The organism is Bacillus sp. 95MFCvi2.1 (assembly GCF_000374965.1).
GTDB classification, from domain to species: Bacteria; Bacillota; Bacilli; order Bacillales; family Bacillaceae_G; genus Bacillus_A; species Bacillus_A pseudomycoides.
On the sequence record NZ_KB895690.1, the window covers coordinates 490,381 to 507,885 of the forward strand.

General features: G+C 34.9%; 13 protein-coding genes and 2 pseudogenes. 5 read left to right on the plus strand and 10 right to left on the minus strand.

The features are described from left to right. Positions 1–68: 68 nt before the first annotated feature. From C568_RS31700 to C568_RS0102670, 3 genes and pseudogenes are all read right to left on the minus strand, one after another. Positions 69–1,142, minus strand: a pseudogene (locus C568_RS31700) (MFS transporter); the annotation flags it as partial. Between the two features lie 25 nt (positions 1,143–1,167). After that, positions 1,168–1,365, minus strand: a pseudogene (locus tag C568_RS0102665) (RNA polymerase subunit sigma-70); the annotation flags it as partial. A 154-nt stretch (positions 1,366–1,519) separates the two neighbouring features. Beyond that, positions 1,520–2,566: a DUF2332 domain-containing protein gene (locus C568_RS0102670; protein WP_018780714.1), complete on the minus strand. Its 1,047-nt coding sequence runs from the start codon at positions 2,564–2,566 to the stop codon at positions 1,520–1,522. Positions 2,567–2,688: 122 nt separating this feature from the next. On the opposite strand from C568_RS0102670, the gene C568_RS0102675 reads away from it, so the two are divergent. After that, entirely contained in the window at positions 2,689–3,240 is a 552-nt protein-coding gene (locus C568_RS0102675; RefSeq protein ID WP_018780715.1) for a hypothetical protein, read from the plus strand. A gap of 27 nt (positions 3,241–3,267) precedes the next feature. Here C568_RS0102675 and lsrB read toward each other — a convergent pair whose 3' ends face one another. The 4 genes from lsrB to C568_RS0102695 are packed head-to-tail and all read right to left on the minus strand — an operon-like array spanning position 3,268 to position 7,770. Further along, positions 3,268–4,311, minus strand: a complete 1,044-nt coding sequence (gene lsrB / locus C568_RS0102680; RefSeq protein ID WP_018780716.1) for an autoinducer 2 ABC transporter substrate-binding protein LsrB — start codon at positions 4,309–4,311, stop codon at positions 3,268–3,270. Then, the gene (locus C568_RS0102685) at positions 4,308–5,306 is read right to left on the minus strand and encodes an ABC transporter permease (RefSeq protein ID WP_018780717.1); all 999 of its coding nucleotides are present in this window, start codon (positions 5,304–5,306) and stop codon (positions 4,308–4,310) included. Before C568_RS0102685 ends, lsrB begins: the two co-directional genes overlap by 4 nt. Then, positions 5,303–6,280: an ABC transporter permease subunit gene (locus C568_RS0102690; protein WP_018780718.1), complete on the minus strand. Its 978-nt coding sequence runs from the start codon at positions 6,278–6,280 to the stop codon at positions 5,303–5,305. The genes C568_RS0102685 and C568_RS0102690 overlap by 4 nt, the downstream gene beginning before the upstream one ends. Next, positions 6,277–7,770, minus strand: a complete 1,494-nt coding sequence (locus C568_RS0102695) for a sugar ABC transporter ATP-binding protein (protein ID WP_018780719.1) — start codon at positions 7,768–7,770, stop codon at positions 6,277–6,279. The genes C568_RS0102690 and C568_RS0102695 overlap by 4 nt, the downstream gene beginning before the upstream one ends. Before the next feature lie 179 nt (positions 7,771–7,949). Between C568_RS0102695 and C568_RS0102700 the strand changes: the two genes are divergently transcribed. The 4 genes from C568_RS0102700 to lsrF are packed head-to-tail and all read left to right on the plus strand — an operon-like array spanning position 7,950 to position 11,638. Further along, complete coding sequence (locus tag C568_RS0102700; RefSeq protein WP_006095141.1) at positions 7,950–8,900, plus strand: sugar-binding transcriptional regulator; 951 nt, start codon at positions 7,950–7,952, stop codon at positions 8,898–8,900. Beyond that, on the plus strand, positions 8,900–10,462 hold the full coding sequence (gene lsrK / locus C568_RS0102705) for an autoinducer-2 kinase (protein WP_018780721.1): 1,563 nt from the start codon (positions 8,900–8,902) through the stop codon (positions 10,460–10,462). The genes C568_RS0102700 and lsrK overlap by 1 nt, the downstream gene beginning before the upstream one ends. Positions 10,463–10,486: 24 nt before the next feature. Continuing rightward, positions 10,487–10,849: a cupin domain-containing protein gene (locus C568_RS0102710; protein ID WP_006095139.1), complete on the plus strand. Its 363-nt coding sequence runs from the start codon at positions 10,487–10,489 to the stop codon at positions 10,847–10,849. A gap of 6 nt (positions 10,850–10,855) precedes the next feature. After that, entirely contained in the window at positions 10,856–11,638 is a 783-nt protein-coding gene (gene lsrF, locus C568_RS0102715; RefSeq protein ID WP_003198352.1) for a 3-hydroxy-5-phosphonooxypentane-2,4-dione thiolase, read from the plus strand. Between the two features lie 88 nt (positions 11,639–11,726). Here the strand turns inward: lsrF and C568_RS0102720 are convergent, their stop codons facing one another. The 3 genes from C568_RS0102720 to bla all read right to left on the minus strand — a co-directional run bounded on the left by C568_RS0102720 (position 11,727) and on the right by bla (position 17,447). After that, entirely contained in the window at positions 11,727–13,706 is a 1,980-nt protein-coding gene (locus tag C568_RS0102720; RefSeq protein ID WP_018780722.1) for a penicillin-binding transpeptidase domain-containing protein, read from the minus strand. Positions 13,707–14,133: 427 nt separating this feature from the next. Continuing rightward, entirely contained in the window at positions 14,134–16,266 is a 2,133-nt protein-coding gene (locus tag C568_RS0102725) for a peptidoglycan D,D-transpeptidase FtsI family protein (RefSeq protein WP_018780723.1), read from the minus strand. A 392-nt stretch (positions 16,267–16,658) separates the two neighbouring features. Next, on the minus strand, positions 16,659–17,447 hold the full coding sequence (gene bla / locus C568_RS0102730; protein ID WP_018765769.1) for a subclass B1 metallo-beta-lactamase: 789 nt from the start codon (positions 17,445–17,447) through the stop codon (positions 16,659–16,661). Positions 17,448–17,505: the final 58 nt, after the last annotated feature.

Sequence of the window (17,505 nt, forward strand, 5' to 3'; positions counted from 1 at the left end):
ATAGCATCCTTAAACATCTTAACCATAATTATATTATGTAAATAGTGTTATTGTATTGTATCTTCCTTTTAACATGTGGCTCTTAATTTATTCCCTCTCTTTCTCTTCATATATATTTCTAGCACACTACAAATAAGTGCCAAAAAGAAAATAAATGCTCCTATTAAAAAAGTTTTATTAAAACTACGAATAACCCCGTATTTATATTTTCATTTAATTTGTTCGTAGAGTTTATTTCCTTCCTCTGATTCCATGCTTACATATTTCTTCTCATCACTTGTTTGTATTACGTGTAGTATTTTTTGTTTTTCAAAGTCTGTTTGATCGCCTTTTTGAATCATCGCTTTCACTTGTTGCTTTATTTCTTCTTTTTCGATAGATAATTGATGATTTAAAATCACCACTAATATCGCTACACCTACTATACTTCCTACTGTTCTAGAAATATTAGATATACTTGACGCAATACCTGATTTTTCGGTTGGAACACTTAAAACGGCAGTTGTTGTCAATGGAGCAAGCGTACACCCTGCACCAAAACCTACAACCACGAGTCGCCAAATATAATCCCAATTTGAAAAGCCTGATTCCATATGACCAAATAAATACGAAGCGATTATAAATGCGATAATTCCTATAATACCGATAACACTACTTCCATGTTTTGCAGCAATGGGTGTCATAATCGCGGTAACTACCATTGATACTATCGCAAGTGTACTAATAATCATCCCTGATTGAAGCTCGCTCATTCCATCTACTTGAACTAAATAAAATGCAAAAATAAATAAAAAGTTCATTAAACCCATGCCTACAAAAAATAATGAAAGATTTGAAAACGAAAACTCTTTATATGAGAATAAATATAGGGGTAACATCGGATTTTTACTTTTCTTTTCAATAAAGATAAACAATATAAAGCTTATAAAAGAAATAACAAAGAGAAGACTTACACTTAGCGGACTTAAACTCGAGTTATTTACTTGTATCAGAGCGTATACAAGTAAAAACAATGCACATGATGAAGTAACCATACCTGCCCAATCTATTTTAGAACTAGCTGTATGATCATATGATTCTTTAATAAAAAGCAAGACGAAAAGTAAGGATAGAATACCGACTGGAACATTAATAAAAACTACCACTTTTTGAACTTAATTCACCTTTCACATCATAGTTAACTACAGATTTCCATATTTGAATATATACTTCATTCACAATATCCTCTACATCCTGCTTATCTACTACTAAAAAAGCTACTGTTCTACAAATATTTTTACATGTAAATTCATAAATAACCTGAAAGGCTTGTTGATCTCCAAAGGCCATTCTCTGTAACCATTCCTTTAGTTCTATTTCATCCAATTCTCGTTCCCCTCTCACGTTTTAAACAATCTTTCACACTATATTCGCTCGTTTCTCACAAAAGGTTCATTTTACATGAAAATTTATGTATTACAATAAAGAAGGAACAACTCATGTAAGTTGTCCCTTCTTTATACACCGTTAAAATATCAATCTAACAAAGCGATTTATCGCCCAACCTCCAACTAAACCAACGCGCATGGCCATCCGTTTCTCCAACAGTTTCATTGTATTCTTTCCCATTCATAAAATAATCAAGATGAAGATCTCTATCCCACATATTGTTATAAAGATGGAAAACATCCCGTTTCGCACCAATTTCTTTCACTTTATCTATTAATTTATGTTTTACACTCTCTGGTATTTGATTCGCCACATGTGTGTGGAAAATACAAATTACTGCATCCTCTGAGATTTGTTCCGCAATTTCTGAAAGAAGAGCTACTCCATCCCCTTCTATCAGTTTCACAGATTGTTCTTTTAAACAAGCTGCTGCGTGATCAAACATTTCAAGTCGTTCTTTATGCTCAGGCCAAATAAGTGAGCGTAACCATAAATAATCTTCCTCATTATTTAAATCATTTATATGTAAATCAAGTCCGATTCTTTCTACGACAGGTGGACTTTGTTGTAAGAAAAATGGCTGATTCTCCCCTTTTATTTCTGATTTCAAATGAACTTTAGAGTCTTTATTTCCAAACACCTCGCCTGTTCCATAAGAATATCTATATTGATCCCAGAACAGCTGCAGGCCCGCACTTGTCCCAATTTCAATTAGCGCTAAAGGCTTATTCACTTTATTAAACATATAACAAAAACTCGGATATAAATATGTACATCGTCTTACTTCGTTTGTCTGCACTAGCTTTGTTTTTAAAATATTGATTATCTCTTCCCTATGAATCTGACAAAAATCTTTAAAATGTTGAAAAGCATGTTCTAGATTTTTTGCTGGAACAGAAACAAGGCTACCATAGTATTGTTTTAATACATGATTATTCCCTTTCAGTAATAAATAGTGAACGGCACCAAGTAATAAGTTAGGAGTTGGCTGACCAAGTTGTGCGTGTGACGCTAATGTAAGGATTTCCTCATCTTCTGAAATTTCCAATGATAAATGTTCGTATAAATCGCTCGATCCTTTACCTTCTTTTATAGAAAAATTTCTAAATAAGTTGGAGATTTGTTCTTGTGTAAGCAAATCGATTCCTCCAATCACATAATTTAATATTCAGAATAATTTTAACATAAATACAATTATTAGGACATTTCTACTTATTCTGCTAAAAAGACTTATCCTTCAAGATAAAAGGAGGTAGCAAGTTGAATAGAAATATAACCTATACTTTCCTCATATTAATCACATTTCTTATTAGCTGTTCAAAAGAGCAATCCTTTTATATGTACTTCCATGAAAAGATGCAAAAAATGTATTTTGGACAAAAGAATAATTCCTACACTCTCATTCATACAAAAATGAATGTTTCACAAGAAAATGATGCCGTAGCAATATTTACAGAGCATAACCAGCAAGGTGAACAAATATTTATTGCTTATTTTGAAAAAGAAAATGGCAAATGGAATTGGATAAGAACTACAGGAACTGAATGGAATAGCCCCGTAAGATGGACTTCCATGCATCAAATCCCTTACATTTATGCTGGAACAATTCGTGATAACGCTATTACTAAAGTTTATGTCGGGAACAAAAATGCAAAAATCATTACTGTTGAAGGAACGAAAAGGTTTTGGTATGTCGTTAGTAATACAGAATGGGCTGAGGTTAGAATTGAAAAAGGTGATGGTACACAAGAAGCAGTTGGACAAATTGATGAAGAGATTCTAAAAGATTGGCATAATAAAAACGTCCGATAAAAATACCGGACGTTTTTCATTTCAACATTAAAAATTATACTTATCAATATTATCCTTCGTAAATACAACTCTTTCTGGTAATACAATGATTCCATTTCCATCTGCTTCGTAGTCATAACCTTGAATAGAATTCGGTTCCACCTTTACTTTACCTATATTCGGAACTTCAAAGCTATCGCCAACTTTTAATTTCTTTCCTTTTACCACAATTTCATTTGCAACATAAGTTGCAAGTGCGCCTTGTTGTTTTACATCCCATAATCCAAATTGCTGAACAGTTCCACGTTTTACATAATCACGCATTACGTTTGGAGTTGAAAATCCCGTCACAACTACCTTTTTATCCATTTTTAAGTTTTCAGCAGCTTGTGCCATTGCTGGAAGTGCCGTTGCATCCGGACAAATGACCGCATTAATATCTGGATACGTTTTTAAAATGCTTTCTCCAACCGATAATGATTTTTGTGCATTATTCTCTCCGTACTGCGTCGTTACAATTTCCCAATTTGGATATTTTTCTTTTATTATCTCATTTGCTTTTGTTACCCACTGATTTTGATCTGTTACAGTCGGACTTGAATAAAAGAATGCTACTTTTCCTTTATCTCCAATTTGTGATGAGGTCATTTGAATTAATAAATTTGCCAATTGCTCCGGTGTTCCTTGGCTTATATAAAATGAACGATCTTTCGGATTCACATCAGAATCCCATGTTAAAACTGTCATTCCCTTTTTCTTTGCTCTCTGTAAGGATTGCGTCAGACCATCAACCGATGTAGATGAAACCATTAACGCATCATAGTTTTGATTAATAAAATTATTTATATATTTCACTTGTCCTGATACACTCGCCTCTGATGGCCCATCATATTTCACTTGCACCCCTAATTTATCTCCCATTTCTTTTGCCCCTTCACCACCTGATGTAAAGAAGCCAACCCCTGTCAATTTCGGAATGAATGCAAATTTCACATCATCTGCTTTTTTCTTGTCTGCTGTTTTGCTAGAACATGCAATTAAACCGATAATACAAACACATATAATGATAAAGATCCCTAGTTTTCTTTTCATGACATTTCCCCCTTATGCAATTTCCTTCTTTTCCACATAGTGAGTTGCTGTAACTTGAAATGCCTAATAATAACAGAGAGGATAAGTATAATACCAATAACTACATTTGACTGTTCGTTCGTTAAACCTGTCATTTGTAAACCGTACTGCATCATTCCAATAAATATACTTGCTAGTACTGTTCCAAGAATACTTCCTTTTCCCCCAGTGATGAGTGTCCCACCTAATACAACTGCCGTAATAACCGGCAGAATTGTCTCGCTTCCAATATCAGCTCGAGCTGAGCCAAAATATGCTGTTAAAAAAGCCCCTCCTAATCCACCTCCTAACCCAGAAAGAATATAGGAAATAGTTACTATTTTTTTTGTTCGAATACCAGAATATTGTGCTGCCTTTTCATTCGCACCTGTCAACAAGACATAACGTCCGTACCTTGTTCGATGAAGTAAGAGTGTAAACAAAACAGTCAAAACGAAAAGTAACCATACTAAATTAGGAATTCCCATAAAACTTCCATTTGCAAGTTGCACGTAAGAACCCGGTAAACCACTTATCCCTTCATATCCACTGGCATTTGAGCCACCCGAGATAACAAGTGCAATTCCTGAATATAAAAACATCGTTCCAAGTGTAACAACAAGAGGTTCTATCTCTGTCGTTTTAATAATCACCCCGTTGATACAACCCGCTAGACAACTGATAAACAAGGAAATAATTACAGCTAAAATAACCGGAATTCCATTCATCCAGAGTACACCAATAAGAATTGAAGTAAGCCCCATAATCGATCCTACAGATACATCGATTCCACCTGTTATAATTACAAAAGTCATTGGAATTGCGGCAATCGTAATAAAAACGAAGTCATTCATACTGAAAAGTAAATTACTAATATTTAAAAAATCACTGTTTAACAAACCAAAGAGAATGAACTCTATAATAAGTAATACAATAAGAACTCCTTCCCATCTTAAAAATCCACGTGCATACTTCATAGATTCATCCTTCTTTCTTCCAACTGTCTTATTCCCTTCCATTTTTTTAAGATGCTGTCTAATATAATAATAAGTAACAGTAAGAATCCTGATATAGCACTATTCCAAAAAGCAGGTATTTTTAAAAAGACTAGTGAACTACTTATAACTTCTAAAAAAATCGCTCCCAGTGCTGCTCCAAATATAGAACCTGTTCCACCTTTTAGATGAATTCCGCCGAGAACAGCGGCAGCAATTACTTGTAACTCAATTCCTGTACCAGTTTGATTTGGCACAAAGCCGATATTCATAACAAATATGCACCCTGCAACCCCTGCGCTCATCCCAGAAATAATAAATGCATATATTTTCACCTTGTCTACCGGTATTCCAATGAGGCGTGCTCCGTCTTCGTTATCTCCGGCAGCATAAAAATATCTTCCAAAAGGTGCTTTCGTTAAAAAGATATATAATAATAGTAAAATAGCCAAAATGATCCATACTGTAACTGGAAGCCCTAGTATCATGACCGAAGACATCTGTTTATAAGACTTAGGAATATCTTCAATCCATTTGCCACCTGTATAGATCAACATCGCTCCTCTAATAATCCCTAACATTCCTAATGTCATAATAATTGCCGGTACACGAAACTTCGTAACCCCAACGCCATTTATCATTCCAATCACAGCTCCAAGCAAGATTGCAACAATGATTGAAATTAAGATACTATTACCATTTGTCAAAAACATCCCACAAATTGCTGCACTTAATCCCATAATAGAACCGACTGAAACATCAATATTTTTAGTAAATAATACGAATGATTGACCAATAGCTAGTATGACTAAAATAAGACTTGATTTCATAATTAAAGAAAGCGAACTAAACTGAACAAAACTAGGATTAATAATTCCTACGAGGGCTATGTAAATAAGTAATAAAATAATAATGGATGTTTCATGCATTTTAACTATATTTAAAAAACGTTTCATTCCGTTACACCTTCCCTTCCCACATATGCAAGGCGTGTAACTTCATCTATACAAACTTCTCCTTTCTCTAAATGTGAAACAAGTTTTCCATTCCTCATCACATATACCCGGTTTGCTAATTGAACAATTTCTTCTACATCTGAGGAAATTAATAAAATCGCAAGCCCTGATTGTTTTAAACTTTGAATTGCCTCATATACTTCTAATCTTGCTTTTGCATCAATCCCGCGCGTTGGTTCATCAAGAATAATTAATTTAGGTTCACAAGCAAGATATTTTGCTAATACAACTTTTTGTTGGTTTCCACCTGATAAAGATGTCATTTTTTCATCTACATTGGAAACAACTATCCGAAACTTTTTCATATACAACTCTGTTAAAGCGCTTTCTTTTTTATACTTTAAAAAGAATGGGCTCATTCGGTGTAAAGAAGCTGCCGTTATATTTTCTTTAACAGACCGAATTGAAAAAATACCATTCCCTGCCCTATCCTCTGGAACATATACCATCCCTTTATCTAATCGTTTGCTCGTAGAACACTTTGCAATTGACTCCCCTTCTAATAAAATATCCCCTGACCGTATGGGCCTTATCCCATATAACACTTCTGCTAATTCCGTTCTACCCGATCCAACAACACCAGCAATCCCTACGATCTCTCCAGCATGTACATTTAGTGATATATTCTGAAATGCATAACTCGACAGATTTGTTACCTCTAATACTTGTTGAGAAAGTTTCATCGTTTCTTGAGGTGCCACTTTCTTCTTCTCTTGTTTATAATCTTTTGGCAATAATCCCTCCATTAGCATGTCGTATGTATAATCTGATACATCCCCTTGACTCACTATCATTCCATCACGCAAAATAGCTACTTTATTCGCAATCTCAAAGATTTCCGGAAAACGATGTGTAATATAAATCATTCCGATTCCCTTTTCTTTTAAGTCTTTTATCAGCACAAAAAGACTCTTTATTTCATGAGTTGTTAATGTCGATGTTGGCTCATCTAAAATAAGAATCTCTGCTTCTCTTATTAACCCTCTTAATATTTCTACTAATTGTTGCTGTGCAATTGATAATGAACTTCCAATTGCACTCAGTTCTATGTTCCACCCTAAACTTTTTATCAAATCTTTTATCTTTGTACGAAGTTCCTTCTTCTTTGCTTTTATTCCGATACATATATTTTCTTCAATTGTCATATGAGAAAAAATTAACGGTTCTTGTGGAATTAAATAAATACCATTTAAATGTGCTTCCGCTGGATTAGAAAAACTTTGCACTACTCCCTTTACATACATCTCCCCAGCATCATAAGAGTATAAACCTGTTAATATTTTCATCAATGTTGATTTCCCAGCACCGTTTCCGCCAACTAAAGCATATACATCGCCATAGTCTAATTCTAAATTCACTTCTTTTAGTACCCTTTGTTCTGAGAATGATTTACTCATTTGCCTCACTTTTAATAAGGGGGCATTCTCCACATCTTGTCACCTGCCTTTATACAGAACAATTTTTGAGAAAATGATTTTTTGTTCTACTTGTTTTGTAGCATTGTATATCCCTTTTTTCATATCTAGAACAAATTTTTCTTGAACACAATTACTACTTCTATCGGTATAAACAAAAAAATAAGCACATATGTTTAAGCATCGGTCAATTGTTGAAAGGGATGAAGAGAATGTCACAGTTGAACTTTGAAGAAAATTTGTTAACAAAAGTAGCCTGGTATTACTATAAAGATCATTTAACGCAGCAGGAAATCGCTTCTTTGCTTCACATTTCACGAAATAAGGTCGTACGGTTATTAGATAAAGCTCGATCTGAAGGTGTCGTTACATTTCATGTAAAAGGTACGGGTTTACATTGCTTAAGCATTGAACGTGAACTAATTAAAAGATTTCATTTAAAAGACTCTTTTATTATCCCTACGCTAATGGAAAATTCCCCTTCTTCTTTAGGGAAAGCTGCAGCGCAATATGTAGAAACACATTTACAACAAGGAGATTTACTCGGCATTGGTTGGGGGGAAACGATATCAAAAATGTTAGAAAACATCCATTTTGAAGCATCTATACAACTTTCAATCGTTACTCTTACAGGTGGTGTAAATCATTACCTTCCTAGAAAACAAAACTATCTCAATCACATGCAAGGCGAACTTCATATCATTCCTACGCCATTTTTAGCATCCACAACCGAAATGGCACAAAGTATCCTTTCCGAACCAGCCGTTAAAGATATGCTACATGTCGCTTCACTTGCTAATACAGCAATAGTTGGTATTGGTGGTTTATCTCATGATGCAACCATTGTAAAAGAAGAAAAATTAACGCTTCGTGAAATGACCTATATACGAAGTCAAAATGGTGCCGGAGATATTCTAGGACAATTTTATAATACACATGGAGAATTACTAGAACTTCCCCATCACGACCGCCTAATTGGTACACCTCTTTCAGCTCTTCAAAAGATGAAACACGTAGTCGGTGTAGCTGGCGGTGAAGAAAAAATAGATGCAATTTACGGAGCCTTAAAAGGTAGATTCATTCATACATTAATTACCGATGAGGACACAGCACTCTCCCTATTAAGAAAGGAAGGTGAATCATAATGTCTTCTCTATTAGCTTATGACGCGGGTACTGGTAGTATCAGGGCCGTCCTTTTCGATTTACAAGGAAATCAGCTTGCTGTGAGTCAAAAAGAGTGGGTTCATAAACCCGACTCTCGTTATCCTGGTTCTGTCAACTTTGATGTGATAGAGAATTGGAAACTCGTTCAAGAATGCACAAAAGATGTACTTCAAAAAAGCAACATAACCCCTTCTTCTATTAAAGGGATTAGTGCAACAAGTATGCGCGAAGGATTTGTTTTATATGATAAAAGTGGGCAAGAAATATGGGCATGTGCGAACGTTGATGGCCGTGCTTCTTCTGAAGTAAGTCAATTAAAACAGATCCGCTCCCATCTTGAAGAAGATTTATATATGAAATCAGGGCAAACTTTTGCACTTGGCGCTCTGCCTAGGCTACTTTGGATTCAAAAACATCAACCAGATATATATGATAAAATCTATTCCTTTACAATGTTAAACGATTGGATTTTATATAAATTGTGCGGGGTATTACAAATAGACCCTTCCAATGGATGTACATCTGGTATTTTTGATTTAGAAAATAGAACTTGGGATAATTCGATTGCTGAGCAATGCCGTCTAAACTTATCATTTTCTCCAAATGTAAATGAAGCGGGGACAGTTATTGGTAATATCACAAAACAAAGTGCAGAACTAACAGGTTTACATGTAGGAACACCGGTAGTTGCTGGGGGCGGAGATGCCCAGATGGCTTCACTCGGTTCGGGAGTCGTACATCCTGAACAAACATTTATTTGCGGAGGGAGCTTTTGGCAACAAGAAGTAAATATAACAAGTCCAAAAACAGATTCAAATGCTCGTATTCGCGTCAATTGCCACGCTATCCCTACACTTTGGCAATATGAAACAATCGCTTTTTTCCCCGGGCTTGTGATGAGATGGTTTCGAGATGGTTTTTGCCAAGAAGAACAAGAACTTGCTACTAAACTAGGTGTAGATGCTTATGAATTATTAGAGGAACAAGCAAAACATGTGCCAGTCGGATCATATGGCATTATTCCTATATTTTCAAATGTAATGAACTACATTTCATGGCGCCATGCCGCACCTTCTTTCATTAATTTAAGCTTAGATGCTAATAAATGCGGAAAGAAAGAACTGTTCCGTGCACTCGAAGAAAATGCTGCATTTATAACACTTGGAAATTTAAAATTAATAGAATCATTAACAGGAAAGTTCCCTTCTGAAGTGATATTTGCTGGGGGTGCTGCCAAAGGCAAGCTCTGGCCCCAAATTGTTGCGGATGTTCTCGGAATTTCTGTTAAAGTACCAGTTGTAAAAGAAGCGGCCGCCTTAGGAACAGCAATTGCGGCAGGAGTTGGTGCTGGAATATATGACTCTATGGAAACAATCTCTCAGGAATTTGTAAAGTGGGAAAGCACCTACGAACCGAATGCTGAAAATTATAAATTATATCAAAATTTCTATCAAACATGGAAATCTGTTTATGAAAAACAACTCCCGCTAGCGGATGAAGGCTTCACATCACATATGTGGATTGCACCAGGTGCACTGTAACACATTCATAAAGGAGTGAACAATATGCTCAAAGTAAATGAAGAGGATTTCTCCTATCGCTTTGGTAACAACGGCCCAAAATATTTAATAAAGGGCCCTAACATTGACCTTGGCATTGTAGTCATTCAGCCTGGGCAAGAGTTTCAAAATCATTATCATACTACATGCGAAGAAATTTTTTATGCCCTAGAAGGTGAAATTGATTTCTATATTGATAATGAAAGAGTTCCTGTAAAACAAGGTGACGTCTTGCAAGTTCGCCCTCATGAATCTCACTATCTTATTAACCACTCAGATCAAATCTTTAAAGCTGTTTTTATTAAGTCACCACATTTACAAGAAAAAGATACTGTACAAACAGAAAATCCAAATTTAACGAAGGAGTGATTCACAATGACTTGGGGATTTCAAAATCGATTAAATACGATTCTGCCTGATGGAAAAGCAGTTATGTTAGCAATTGATCACGGTTACTTTTTAGGTCCAATTCATGGATTAGAACAACCATTAGAAACAGTAAAAAACTTACTTCCCTATACAGATTCTCTCTTTTTAACAAGGGGTGTACTCAATTCCTGCATTCCTAAAGACTGCAAAACACCAATGGTTTTACGTGTTTCAGGCGGTCCAACTGTCGTTGGTAAAGATTTAGCAAACGAGACCATTGTTACACCAATTAAAGAAGCACTGCGGCAAAATGTAGTCGGAGTTGGTGTATCTGTTTTTGTCGGTTCAGAATATGAAACACAAACTGTTTCAAATCTAGCAAACGTAGTTTCCGAGGCTCATGATTACGGTTTACCTGTTCTCGGTATTACGGCCGTTGCAAAAGAACTACAAAAACGAGAAGCACGCTTTTTAGCACTTGCATCGCGTGTATGTGTGGAGATGGGTGCTGATATTATTAAAACGTATTACTGCGAAGGATTTGAAAAAATTACGAGCACATGCCCTGCCCCAGTCGTCATTGCAGGTGGCCCAAAATTAGATTCGATCGAAGACGCTTTAACAATTACATACCAAGCATTGCAAGAGGGTGCGATTGGAGTTGATATGGGACGAAATATTTGGCAGTCAGAACATCCAGCTGCAATGATTCAAGCGATACACGGTATTGTTAAAAATGGCTTGAATGTGAAAGAAGGGCTAGAGTTGTATGATGAAGTAAAAAATTAAATCGGATGATTAAATAATATATTTTTACTTTCTAAAAAAAAGAATCCTCTTTATAAGAGGATTCTTTTTTTATGATTAAATCTAAGTATCACTTCTGAAAAATATGTTTTATTTTTTCACCTGGAACATTACTCCCCCCTCTTCCTTTCACATCTTCAATCATCATTGTAACAATCATATCCGGCGCATTTGCATCGAAAGCTGCAAACCATCCGAGTTCTTTTCCATCTGCTTCTTTTGATTCTTTTAGTTCTGCCGTACCTGTTTTACCAGCAAGAGTCATATCATCAATCCTAGCAATTTTCCCGGCACCATCGGAATCATTAATTACTTTTATTAACGCACTTTTTAATATTCTTTGACTTTCTTTAGAAATCACATTCTCTTTCCAATTCTTCACTTCTTTTTGTATCAGATGTGGAGATGGAATATTCCCTTCATTTACAATCGGTGCATATGTTAAAGCTAAATGAAGAGGTGTCATTAATACTTGTCCTTGACCGTATCCTGTATCTGCCAGTTGAATATCGTTTTTTATCCCATCTTTTGCAATGATTGACATAGGAAATTCGTATTCAATCGGCAATTTTTCATGAAATCCGAACTTCTTAAGCATGCTTTCATACTGATCTTTTCCTATTTTTAAAGCTTGTTGTGCAAAATAAATATTGTCAGAGTACTTCATTGCCTTATCGAAATCAATCGGACTAGCATCTTTCACACGTGTTACATAATAATTCCCCCATGATGAATCTTTTGTCCACTTTAATCCTTCAATTTTAAACTCTTCCGTTGGATTTATAACGTTTGCTTCCAAACCAATTGCCCCTGTAATTGTTTTAAATACAGATCCTGGTACAACTGTCTGTGTGAAACGGTTTATCATTGGATTTTTCAAATCATTATTCCATACTTCACGTTGCGCTTTTGATGCCCCTCTAACTATTATATTTGGATTATAAGCTGGACTACTTACAAGGGCAATTGTTTCACCCGTTTTTGGATTAATCGCTGCACTAGATCCTGCTTCATTTTTCATTTCATTATAGATTTTTTCTTGAATTGAGGCATCGATTGTTAATGTAACATTCTCTCCATCTCTTGCTTCTGTTTTTGCTAAGTTTTTAATCTCTTTTCCGTTCTCATCTTCCATAAATACGCGTCCACCCTTTTCACCGCGCAATTTATTTTCTAAGACTTTTTCTAATCCTGTCTTACCTACTAAATCATCCGCTTGATATCCTTTTTTCTGAAGCAATTTTAACTCTTCTGCATTTACTTCTCCTATATATCCCGTTAAGTGTGCTGCCGCTTCTCCTAATGGATATGTACGGACTTTTACTGGACGAGACGAAACACCTTCCAACGAAATATAATCACTTTGTGTTCGTCCTTCTGGTAAAATACCAATTGGTACATAGGAATCTGGTTTAATCCATTTCGCTGTAAGCTTCTGATCGACTTCTTCGATAGACATATTAAGTAATTGCGCTATTATTTCTTTCGTTTGTGTTGCAGTATCTCCTAATTTTTCTGGAATAATTCCAACCTCAGTTGCCTTTCCATTCACTACAAGCCCTTTTCCATTTCGATCATATATTTCACCGCGTTTTCCTTGCTCTGTCTGCAGACGGACTTTATAATTTTTTTTCATCCCTGGAAAGATAAAGTCTGGGGTCCAATTTATTTTCCAAGATTTCTTATCTCCATCTTTTTCTTTCACAAGTGTTGCTTCATGTGAAAAAGAAATTTCTCCTCCTGCAGTATCCATACTTACGGTAAAAAGAATGACCTTACTTTCCGTTTCATCTTTACTTACTTTCTCTCTTTTAATTTTTAAATTCTCAACTCCAATACCTTCGTAAATTTTTTCATTTTTCTCTGTAAATTCTTTTTTTGAAATGGATTCTTTTGCGTGTTTTGACAGTTGATCATACATATCTGCAAATTTTTTGTCATTCCATAATTTTATATATGCTTCAAATGCTTGTTCTGAAGTTTCGCCTTTATTGCATCCTACCAATATAAATGTGAAACAAAAGAAAAGTAGTATCCATATTTTTTTCAATTCAAACTTCTCCTTTAAATAAATCAAAATAGCTTAAATAATTCTTATAATCCTTTTTACATGAGTAACTTGCTATAAATAGTGTACATCCGCTCGTTTTCTACTGATTAATATGAACCTGAGATTTAATAATGTTCTATATCTTGGTAACAAAGTTATGATTAAAAACCTGTGAAATAGCAACTATACTAGCTGCTATTCCACAAATTCACCTTAATTCTTTTATTCAAAAAGCTTCTTAATATAAAGTACAACCTTAATAAGCCCGCTCTAACCAGGCTTTTACGGACAATTGAGTCCCACCTAAACTTGTTTGCTTTCGCCGAAATTTGAGGTGAGAGTCTTACTGCCCGCGAATAACTGGATAAACAATATAACTTGGATCCTAGTAATCATTACCTTCCCTACAGAGAACGAAATTTCACTATTACTGATTAGGATTCACTATATTAGTAGCTTCACCATTCATACGTTGCTTTTTCAAGTCAAAGTATATATCTAATATATCCTTTCCAATTAATGAATTAATACCGCCTTTATCATTGTGAACCCAAGGGACTACTACAGAAAATGCTATTTCTGGATTATCATATGGAGCATATCCAACTAATGTTAAATTGTAACACTCAATACGTTCTCCCTTCTCATTCCTTCCAATTTTACTATCTCCTCCATATACTGTTTGAGCTGTTCCTGTTTTCCCAGCTGGTTTATACGGAGCCTTTTGGAAATATTTCACACCAGTTCCATCGCCTTCTTGAAATACCCATCTAAACCCTTCTTTTACTCGATCAATATATTCCGATTTCACATCCACTCGATTTAACACAACAGGTTCTATAGATTGTACAACTTTTCCAATTTCTTCTTTTTTTGTTGTTTGTTCTCGAATCTCTTGGACAATTTGAGGTTGCATTCGGTATCCATCATTCGCAATAGTTGAAATATATTGTGCCAATTGTAGTGGTGTATACGTATCATACTGTCCAATAGAAAAATCTAATAAAAATCCAGGTTGGCTATCTTTTTGTCTTGTTTGTCCAGTTATTTCATTCGGTAAATTAATTCCTGTTGGAACCCCTAAACCAAATTGTTTAAAATAATAACGCATTGTATCAAATGCTGCTTGTTTAATATCCAATGAACTATTTGGTACATAATTCACTCCAGCTATTTGTAACGCTGTATGAAACATGTATACATTAGATGATACTTGTAAAGCTCTTAAATCATTAATATTCCCAAATCCAGATACATTCCATGATTTTTTAACTCTCGTACCTTTAAACTTCATAGGTGCATCATAAAATTGAGTCCCTGGTTGTATAGCTCCTGTTTGGTATCCAGTTAATAAAGTAGCACCTTTTACAGCTGATCCTAACTCATAAGAAGTTACCATGTTACCTAATGCAAAATCTTCTACTTCTACTTTCCCATCTTTTTCTACAAATCTCTTACCAGCCATAGATAAAAGTTGTCCAGTTTTTGGATCCATCATGACAACAAAAGCACGATCCATTAATGGTTCAGAACTCTTAAAAGCTTTTAAATTTTTTTCTATACTTTCTTCTACTTTCTTTTGTAACTCCATATCAATTGTTAAAGTTAAATTGTTACCACTTTTTCCTTTAGAGACTGTTTCTGTTTGAACAACATTTCCTGCTTTATCAATATTATTTTTAACTTCTTCTTTTGTTCCATGTAATACATCTTCATATCGCTGTTCAATATAACTTTTCCCCACGCGATCGTTCCGATTATATCCGCGGACCAAATAAGAATCTAAGTGTTCTTTTGGCAACCCTTCTTCAGCACTTGTTATATTACCTAATACCGAACGGAATAAATCACCATTTACATAGTTTCGTTCCCAATCAACTGTCGCATCTATCCCTGGAAATTTCGCTAAATTTTCACTTATCCTCGTATACTCTTGCTCTGTCACGTCTTTTTTTATAACTTGTGGTGTCATTTGATAACCAGAACTCATTTTACTTTTAATAACTAACACTTGTAAGTCTTGTGGCGTGAGCTCTCCTAATTCTTCTTCTGTAATGCGTTTTCGTCTTAACTCTTCGATTCTTTTGTCTAACTCTTTCCCTTCTATACCCTTTTCTCTAAATTTTTCCTCTTCTTGCTTCGTGATCTTTGCTTTAGCACGCTTTTTATTTAATTGCATCCAAAAATCTTTTTTATCTACTTCCGTTAATTTATTTATTTCTTCTTCTGATATTTCAAGTATATTTGCAATATCTTTTGCAGTTTTTAAAATGTCTTCAGAGCTTACACCCTTCAATCTTGTATACGTAATCGTACGAAGTGCTCTATTATCAACAACCTGTTTCCCTTCTCGATCATAAATTTTCCCACGGGGAACTGGTATACTCGTTGTTGCATTTTCATTTTTTTCTACTTGATTTTTATAGGTCTCTCCATCAACAATTTGTACTTTTCCTAGCTGAAAAATAATAGCCGAAAATAGTATAAATACGCAGAAAAATAGGATGTTTAATCGGATAGATATCGATGTCTTCTGCTTCTTTCCTATTTGCTTTTTCATATATCCTCCATTTTTTAATGAGTTTCATTCAGATTACAGTTTCATATACAAATTCACGCATATGTGTTATTCGATCTTTATACAAAGAAAACTAAAAGGTAGCGGTTCATTCAATTAATGAATTGAATAGATGAAAATGGAATCGTTCCTCTATTTACATAAAGTGAAACTTCCATCAGTGGGCGTTTTCTTCATCCCTCACTGATGGTTAGCCCTCACCTCTCTTCCTCGTTTCTCTCTGCCTCTTAAGCCGAGGGGCTTACTACCCGTTAATGCGGGATAAATAATAAGAGAAACTGCATTCAATCATAAGCAGTTCCCCTTATTTTTTATTAATATATCTAAAACAAAAATTAGGCTATTCCTCTATATTACGTGGCCGTCACACCCTATTAATTTTCATTATTTTTTAACAAGTTCAACGTATGAGTAAATAAACGACTATCTCCGGGATCTCCATGTCCTGGTACAATAATATTTATATCGCTGTATTTCTTTTCTACTTTTTTAATTGCCTTTGACCAATTAGATACATATGAACCTGGAGTTTGTACAATCTCTTGCGTATCTAGTGATTTTATTAAACATCCTCCAAATAGGATTTTATACTTTGGTAACCATACTGTTATGTTATCTTGTGTATGTCCTTTTCCTGGATAAAATGTTTCCACGTTTATATCACCAAATCGCATATTATCGCGTTTCTTCAAGTCTCCAAGAGGCTTATCAAAACCTTGTTTCTCTGCTAAATCAGCAGTTAAAGCCGTACTGTGTACCTTGACGCCTTTTTTAGTCAGCGTTTTAATTCCTCCTATACGATCGTCATGAGCATGAGTCACAATTGCTTCTGTGACCTCTTTTGTAGGAAATTGCTTTTTTAGTATTTGAAGCAGTTGATCTGTAAGATCATCATTCCAAGGTGTATCAATTAGTACTAGTCCTTTAGACGTTTCAAGAATTAAACCATTTGCAGGAATACGTGTTCCATTTACCACTCCAATGCTTGTATGCATCCAGACCTTTGGATACAATTGTGAAATGGATACATCTTTCTCTTGATCTTTATTTTTTATTTGCTCTACTTTTTCGGCAGCTTGTACTGGAAATATTGAACTGGCAAATTGGCTAATCCCTAATATACTTGCGCATAGACCTACTTTTAATATCAGTTTCTTTTTCATTTTCATTGCTCCTTTCCTAGCAGCTTACTTCTCTAAAAGCGCTACTACACTTAATAGA

Bases quoted from the DNA above. Each gene is read 5' to 3' on its own strand.
- lsrB (WP_018780716.1), bottom strand. From the start codon at position 4,311: ATGAAAAGAAAACTAGGGATCTTTATCATTATATGTGTTTGTATTATC.
- C568_RS0102685 (WP_018780717.1), bottom strand. From the start codon at position 5,306: ATGAAGTATGCACGTGGATTTTTAAGATGGGAAGGAGTTCTTATTGTA.
- C568_RS0102690 (WP_018780718.1), bottom strand. From the start codon at position 6,280: ATGAAACGTTTTTTAAATATAGTTAAAATGCATGAAACATCCATTATT.
- lsrK (WP_018780721.1), top strand. From the start codon at position 8,900: ATGTCTTCTCTATTAGCTTATGACGCGGGTACTGGTAGTATCAGGGCC.
- C568_RS0102710 (WP_006095139.1), top strand. From the start codon at position 10,487: ATGCTCAAAGTAAATGAAGAGGATTTCTCCTATCGCTTTGGTAACAAC.
- lsrF (WP_003198352.1), top strand. From the start codon at position 10,856: ATGACTTGGGGATTTCAAAATCGATTAAATACGATTCTGCCTGATGGA.
- C568_RS0102725 (WP_018780723.1), bottom strand. From the start codon at position 16,266: ATGAAAAAGCAAATAGGAAAGAAGCAGAAGACATCGATATCTATCCGA.
- bla (WP_018765769.1), bottom strand. From the start codon at position 17,447: ATGAAAAAGAAACTGATATTAAAAGTAGGTCTATGCGCAAGTATATTA.